We start from the raw sequence: 6291 nt of genomic DNA, 5'->3' as shown, positions 1-6291 counted from the left end.
GCTCGCATCCAGCCAGCAGACTGAACGTCAACAGGAAGCAGTCATTGAGAGGCATCATGGCAACACGATCGAGCAGGCCTTCGCCAAGATCAAAGCGCATCTGCGCAAAGCCGAAGCCCGAACGTTCGACGCGCTCTGGCGCGCCCTCGGCGACATCTGCAACCTCTTCGAGCCACAGGAGTGTTGGAACTTCCTCAGGGCTGCCGGATATGCGTCCGTTTAACCGTCCGATGCTCTAGGTTTGGGTGATATTGCGTACTACTTGTCCAGTCGGCGGCCCTTTCAGGTGTCTGAAAGACTCATCTCTTGATTCGTGTGAGTGGGAACTAGGCACAGATGTGCAAGGAGTAGTCGCGTAGCGCAGCGTTCTCCTTCAGATCAGTTTGCCCTCCGCGTCATAACCGTGGACGCATTTCATCACCAATGTTGAGGCGAGAACGCAGTCGGATCGAGAAGACCGAGCTTGTCGTCTATGAACTCTGCAAGGAGACGGGATGTGATGACGGCTCGCGACAGGTCGTAATGACCGCGGCCGATCACGCAAGCGCTGCGCTTGCTGAATCCAGCCATGTCGATGCTAGGGAGGTATCTGGCACCAAAGCACGACCGCGCACCCAACGTTTGGCAAAGCGAGAGCAATTGAGATGCGGCGGAAGGGCCTGAGGAGCGTGAACATGGCCGAAGTGCACTCTTGATTGGACAGAGCCTGCACCCTCGCGAAGGCCACGTGCGATCGACACGGTCGCCACCATTGCCGATTCGGCGCATTCTAACCTTTCGATGGCTATGGCTGAAGGCGCCCGACGGGTGCTGTATAGCTTATTGGAGAGATGCCACTCACCTATCTTAGCGCTTGTGCCGCTGCTCCTGCTAACACGTGTTGACTCCACATAATGTAGATTGTATAAAATCGGCAGTTGATCCCACTCTCGGCGGATTTTAGAGCTGCCCGCAACAGCTATGCGGGTAGAGAGACTGGCTTTTGGAGGAGAACCGCGTGAAATCGAAGATTTTTTCCGGCTGCATTCCGGCGCTTATGACGCCCTGCAAGGCCGATCGCAGCCCCGACTTCGACGCTCTTGTGCGCAAAGGCGAGGAGCTGATCGCGACCGGCATGTCTGCGGTTGTCTACTGTGGCTCGATGGGCGACTGGCCGCTACTGACTGACGAGCAGCGCATGGAAGGTGTGGAGCGCCTCGTGAAGGCCGGTGTGCCGGTCATCGTTGGAACCGGAGCTGTCAATACCGCCGCCGCGGTGGCCCACGCAGCGCACGCACAGAGGGTCGGCGCCCAAGGCCTTATGGTGATTCCGCGCGTCCTCTCCCGCGGGTCGTCGCTCACCGCACAGCGTCACCATTTCAAGGCGATCCTCGCTGCCGCTCCCGATCTGCCGGCGGTGATCTACAACAGCCCCTACTATGGCTTCGCGACCCGTGGTGATCTGTTCTTTGCCCTTCGCGCAGAGCATCCGAACCTGATCGGTTTCAAGGAATTCGGCGGTACGGAGGCACTGACCTATGCGGCCGAGCACATCACTAGCCAGGACGACGGTGTGACGCTGATGGTGGGTGTCGATACCGCTGTGTTCCACGGCTTCGTGAATTGCGGCGCCACCGGTGCGATCACCGGCATCGGCAACGTGCTGCCTCGCGAGGTATTGCACCTTTGTGCCCTTGCTCAGACCGCTGCGAAGGGTGATGCCGAGGCTCGCCAGCGCGCCAAGGAGCTGGAGGAGGCGCTGCACGTGCTGTCCTCCTTCGATGAGGGGCCGGATTTGGTGCTGTATTATAAGCATCTGATGGTGCTGAAGGGAAACCCGGAATACGCGCTTCACTTCAACGAAACCGATGCGCTCTCGGATAGTCAGCGCGGCTATGCTGAGACGCAGCTCAGGCTCTTCGACGCATGGTATGCGGAGTGGAGCAAGCAGTCCGCCACCGTGCAGAAATACGCCGCCTAAGTGATGTGTGAGAGGCCCGCTCGACCGTGGGCCTTTTTCATTCTTGACTCCCCTGAGTGCGGGGCCATGGGTTTGAGGCTGCTTGAGCAGAGCCATCTCCGCGTGTCGGAGGCCCTCTCGGATCAATCCCCCACGAGATGTCGTTGAGAAATGCCCTACATCTTGGTTGATCCGTAGATTGTATACGGTATGCTTTCAGTTGGCTGGCAATGGAGCTGTGCGAGTGATCGAAACGAATCTATTATCGGCGGGTGCGTCATTGCCTAGCTCCCGCATGTCGCCTTGGCCGGTGCGCGCCGTCGTTGCCCTCTCCAATGGACTGCTCGCCATCGAGCGCGTCGCGATCATGAGCTTTATGGGTATCTTGACCCTGCTGATTTTGATCAATGTCACAACCCGGTATGCGGGTCTCCCAATCTACTGGATCGACGAGTCGGCCGTTTATGCGACTGTCTGGCTGACGTTCATTGGAGCCTCAGCAATGACGCGGCTTCGGCTCGACTTTGCTGTGACTATGCTCACCGAACGGCTCTCTGCGCGAGGCCAGCAGATAGCACGGATTATCTCCACGTTGGCGGTTGTTGGTTTCGGCTTCGGTCTAGGTGTTATGTGCTGGCTGTGGATGGACCCGGTTGGCATTGCCTCCGCTGGGTTTGATGCAAAGACCTATGCAGGCGAAACCTTCAACTTCCTCTATACAGAACGCACCCAGACGCTGAACTGGCCAAGTTGGATTGTGTATCTAGCCCTGCCGATCTTCGCCATCTCAATGACGCTGCACGGTCTTGCCAATACATTGGAGGACCTCGGAATTGTTAGCAGAAGCGCTTTTCCGGGATTCCAGCCCACCACCAGTGACGGTATCAACTAATGATCACCTCCGCCGCCTTCGTTGCCATCATGCTGGTTGGCGTGCCGATTGGCCTATGCCTTTGTCTCGCGGGCATTGTCTATATCATTGCCTCTGGCAATCCATTGCTGTTTCAATCTTATCCTCTCCAGATGTTCGGAGGAGTTGATAGTTATGGCCTGATCGCCATTCCGCTCTTCATCCTGATCGGCGAGATCATGAACGGAGGTGGTATCACGCGGCGCATCGTCGAAATGGCAATGGCCTTCGTAGGCGCATTACGGGGCGGTTTGGCTTATGTGAACGTGCTGGCGAACATGTTCGTCTCTTCGATCCTAGGTTCTGCTACCGCGCAAGTCGCGATCATGTCGCAGATTATGGTCCCCGAGATGGAGCGTCAGGGTTACGACAAGACTTTTGCGGCGGGCCTCACTGCCTATGGTGGAATGCTCGGCCCGATCATTCCACCCTCGGTGATGTTCGTGGTCTATAGTGTACTAGCCCAAGTGCCTGTCTCTGACATGCTGATCTCCGGCATCATCCCCGGCATCCTGTTGACGGTGCTGTTTTGCGCTATCATTGCAGTAATGGGTTTCGTTTACAACTTTCCGGCTGGAGCTCGCATGACACCGCGCAAGCGAGTGATGACGGTGCTCCGCGCGTTACCTACACTATCTATCCCGCTGGTGATCATCGGTTCCATCCTCACGGGACTCGCCAATGCTACAGAAGCAGCTGCCGTGGGCGCAGTTGCGGCAGCCCTGGTTGGCCGCTACTGGACCCGCGAGTTCCGTTTCTCCCAAATTCCGGAAATGCTACTCCGATCGGGGATCTACTCGGCAATTGTTCTATTCTTGGTCGCTGCCGCAGCTGTGTTCTCTTGGATCTTGATTTTCGGCAAGGTTCCGCTGGAAGTGGCGGGCTGGATCCAATCGGTTGCCAAAGACCCAGTCACCTTCATGCTTTTGGTCAACGTTGTCTTGCTCGTCATCGGCACAGTCATTGACGGCATACCAGGCTTGATCATGACTGTGCCGATTCTCCTGCCCATCGCGACTGAGGTCTATCACATCGATCCACGGCATTTCGGAGTCGTCGTTGTGATCAATCTTGTGCTCGGTCTTCTCTCGCCTCCTGTCGGACTTTGCTTCTTCGTCGCCGCCGCAGTAACGGGTGCCAAGCCTGGCAAGATGTTTTTAGTGACACTGCCCTTCTTTGTCATTTCTTGCGTGATGCTGATCATTCTGTCGGTTTGGCCCACCCTCTCGCTTGCCCTCATCGACTAACCTCACAAATATGGAGCGCCAATCATGACTATTTCCCGCCGTCATCTCTTCGCCATAGCGGCAGGCGCCGCCCTACCGCTTGCGGCCCCGACTGTGCTGCGCGCTCAGAACCGTGAGTTTCGTCTCGGCGTCATCACGCCTCCGAACCATCCCTGGAACAACGCTGCCTTGAAGGTTGGCGAGACGCTTAAGGCGGAGAGCAATGGCCGTCTGTCGCTCACCGTTTTCCATGCCGGCCAGCTCGGCAACGAAAGCGCCATGATGCAGCAGCTTCAGTCAGGGGCTCTCGACATGGCCTTCATCCAGGCAGCCGAGCTTGGCTCACGTGTCCCGGCGATTGCGGCCATCAATGCCCCCTATGTGGTTCGATCCACGGAGGCCGTAGCGAAGCTCGTTCGCCACCCGGTTGCACTCAGTTTGTTCGATTATCTTCCCAAGGAAACCGGCACGATCGGCCTGGGCTGGGGCATCACGTCGATCCGGGCAGTGTTCTCGGCCAAGGACATCTCGTCCGTTGCCGATCTAAAAGGCATGAAGCTGCGCATCAATCCGACCCCTGCCTTCCGCGATTTCTACCAGATCCTGGGAGCCGCCCCCACACCGATCCCGACGCCGCAGGTGTTCGACGCAATGGCCAACGGCCAGGTCGACGGTCTTGAGGCAGATCTCGACTTCTCCTGGAACCAGCGCTTCGATCGGGTTTCCAAGACTATCCTTCGGATGAATGCCGTTCACATGCCGATGATAGCGCTGGTCTCTGGCCGGGTCTGGACCACCTTGCCAGCCGCCGATCGTGAGCTGATCTCTAAAGTTACCCGCGCAGCGCTTGATGCCGAGATTGATGAGATCGTCGCTAATCAGCCTGGCCTCCTAGAGAACTTCTCAAAGCAGCCTGTCAAGATCGTCGTCTCTGATGTGAAGGACGCGGATCCAGTGATTGCCGAGTATGACAAGATTTGGCTTCCGAAGGCTCCGGTTCTGGCCGAGTTGCGTAAGGTCGGCGCTACGCTCTGAAGCTCCATCTCTTCCACTGACCACAGTCGGTACTTCCTCAATTGCCTCATGTTGCAGCCGGACGTCGGGCGTCCGGCTGCAGCTTTGAGCGTGTCCACCGAGGGACAAGGCCGAGGGCGAGCATCAGTCTGTGGCTAATCGACTTTGGTGTGCCCCTCGAAATACTTTCTGAGCGACCTGCTCACACCTTCGATATGCGCCTTCAAAAGCGTGCAAGCCGCAGAGATCTTGCCATCTGCGCAAAGGCGTACGAGTTCAGCATGCTCGACTTCCGCGCGTTCCATACCTCCAGTGAGCGAAAGCTGAAGCCGCGTGTGCCGGTCGCATTCCTGAAGAAGGCCGCTGACAATCGCTTGCGAACGGGGTTGCCCAGCATGTTGATACAGCAGGTTATGAAATTCGGTGTTCAGCTCGCCCCAGCGCCGAACGTGCTTAGCTCGAAGCTCCGAGCTGTATTCCTGAAGGATCTGACTTAGCCGCTCATAATCCGTTGCCGTGAGATGTTTGGCAGAGGCTTTGAGGAGCCGTGGCTCAAGTAGTGCCCGGAGCTCGAACAGTTCTTGAACTTCTTCCATAGACAGCTCTGAGACGATTGCGCCGCGATGTGGAAGGATCTTAACCAGCCCTTCAGCTTCGAGTTGCATCAGGGCTTCGCGCACTGGGATGCGGCTGACACCGAACTCCGTAGCCAGTGCATCCTGACGAAGCTGGAAACCAGATTTGAACTCACCATCCACGATCCTGCGCCTCAGTTCCTCTGCGACGGCAGAGGCGATGGTCCTGTGCTGTAAGGACTTTTGAGCGGGTCTGGCAGGGGGCATAGCTTTCACTGTCGTTGGTTACAGATCCTGTGGATGAATGGATCTTATGGCTCTATAGCAGACTGGCATAAGTGCGGCTTGACATCAGCGATTTTATACAATCTACGTTGAGGAAGTTCAATGCCGTATAGCAGGAGCAGGAGCCTGATGGCGAACGAAATTGCCTGGGGGCACATTTTCCCGGTCACGATCCCGTTCAAGTCGGACTACAAGCTTCAGCTCGAGGCCGTTATGGACCGGGCGCTCAAGAACCGTCCGAAGTTGCCGGATGTGGGCCTTAAGTCCGCAGCCTGATAAACCAGAGGCGAGGCGATCGGCCCCGCCCTTCATCTTCGACCTGCCATCTCTTTGAAATGCGAG

6 protein-coding genes and 1 pseudogene are annotated in these 6291 nt (G+C 57.1%); 6 read left to right on the top strand and 1 reads right to left on the bottom strand.

The annotated features are described in order from the left end of the window. The 5 genes and pseudogenes from ILT44_RS29640 to ILT44_RS29620 all read left to right on the top strand — a co-directional run. A pseudogene (locus ILT44_RS29640) lies at positions 1 to 223 on the top strand (hypothetical protein); the annotation flags it as partial. Between the two features lie 774 nt (positions 224 to 997). Beyond that, positions 998 to 1960 (top strand): dihydrodipicolinate synthase family protein, encoded by a 963-nt coding sequence (locus ILT44_RS29635; RefSeq protein WP_307826741.1) that lies wholly within the window; start codon positions 998 to 1000, stop codon positions 1958 to 1960. Positions 1961 to 2234: 274 nt separating this feature from the next. After that, positions 2235 to 2831 carry a TRAP transporter small permease gene (locus ILT44_RS29630; RefSeq protein ID WP_239468630.1) on the top strand — a complete coding sequence of 199 codons (597 nt, stop codon included), beginning with the start codon at positions 2235 to 2237 and terminating at the stop codon, positions 2829 to 2831. Continuing rightward, the gene (locus ILT44_RS29625; RefSeq protein ID WP_204243196.1) at positions 2831 to 4096 is read left to right on the top strand and encodes a TRAP transporter large permease; all 1266 of its coding nucleotides are present in this window, start codon (positions 2831 to 2833) and stop codon (positions 4094 to 4096) included. Before ILT44_RS29630 ends, ILT44_RS29625 begins: the two co-directional genes overlap by 1 nt. A 24-nt stretch (positions 4097 to 4120) precedes the next feature. Further along, positions 4121 to 5110, top strand: coding sequence for a TRAP transporter substrate-binding protein (locus ILT44_RS29620; RefSeq protein ID WP_204243195.1), 990 nt, complete (start codon positions 4121 to 4123; stop codon positions 5108 to 5110). 134 nt (positions 5111 to 5244) lie between these two features. Here ILT44_RS29620 and ILT44_RS29615 read toward each other — a convergent pair whose 3' ends face one another. Next, complete coding sequence (locus ILT44_RS29615) at positions 5245 to 5931, bottom strand: GntR family transcriptional regulator (protein WP_239468629.1); 687 nt, start codon at positions 5929 to 5931, stop codon at positions 5245 to 5247. 147 nt (positions 5932 to 6078) lie between these two features. On the opposite strand from ILT44_RS29615, the gene ILT44_RS29610 reads away from it, so the two are divergent. Further along, entirely contained in the window at positions 6079 to 6225 is a 147-nt protein-coding gene (locus tag ILT44_RS29610) for a hypothetical protein (protein ID WP_204243193.1), read from the top strand. The last annotated feature ends 66 nt before the right edge of the window (positions 6226 to 6291 follow it).

This window comes from Microvirga arvi (assembly GCF_016892765.1).
Classification (GTDB): Bacteria; Pseudomonadota; Alphaproteobacteria; order Rhizobiales; family Beijerinckiaceae; genus Microvirga; species Microvirga arvi.
This window is presented reverse-complemented; position numbering and strand designations above follow the sequence as displayed.

Bases quoted from the DNA above. Each gene is read 5' to 3' on its own strand.
- ILT44_RS29630 (WP_239468630.1), top strand. From the start codon at position 2,235: ATGTCGCCTTGGCCGGTGCGCGCCGTCGTTGCCCTCTCCAATGGACTG.
- ILT44_RS29625 (WP_204243196.1), top strand. From the start codon at position 2,831: ATGATCACCTCCGCCGCCTTCGTTGCCATCATGCTGGTTGGCGTGCCG.
- ILT44_RS29620 (WP_204243195.1), top strand. From the start codon at position 4,121: ATGACTATTTCCCGCCGTCATCTCTTCGCCATAGCGGCAGGCGCCGCC.
- ILT44_RS29615 (WP_239468629.1), bottom strand. From the start codon at position 5,931: ATGCCCCCTGCCAGACCCGCTCAAAAGTCCTTACAGCACAGGACCATC.
- ILT44_RS29610 (WP_204243193.1), top strand. From the start codon at position 6,079: ATGGCGAACGAAATTGCCTGGGGGCACATTTTCCCGGTCACGATCCCG.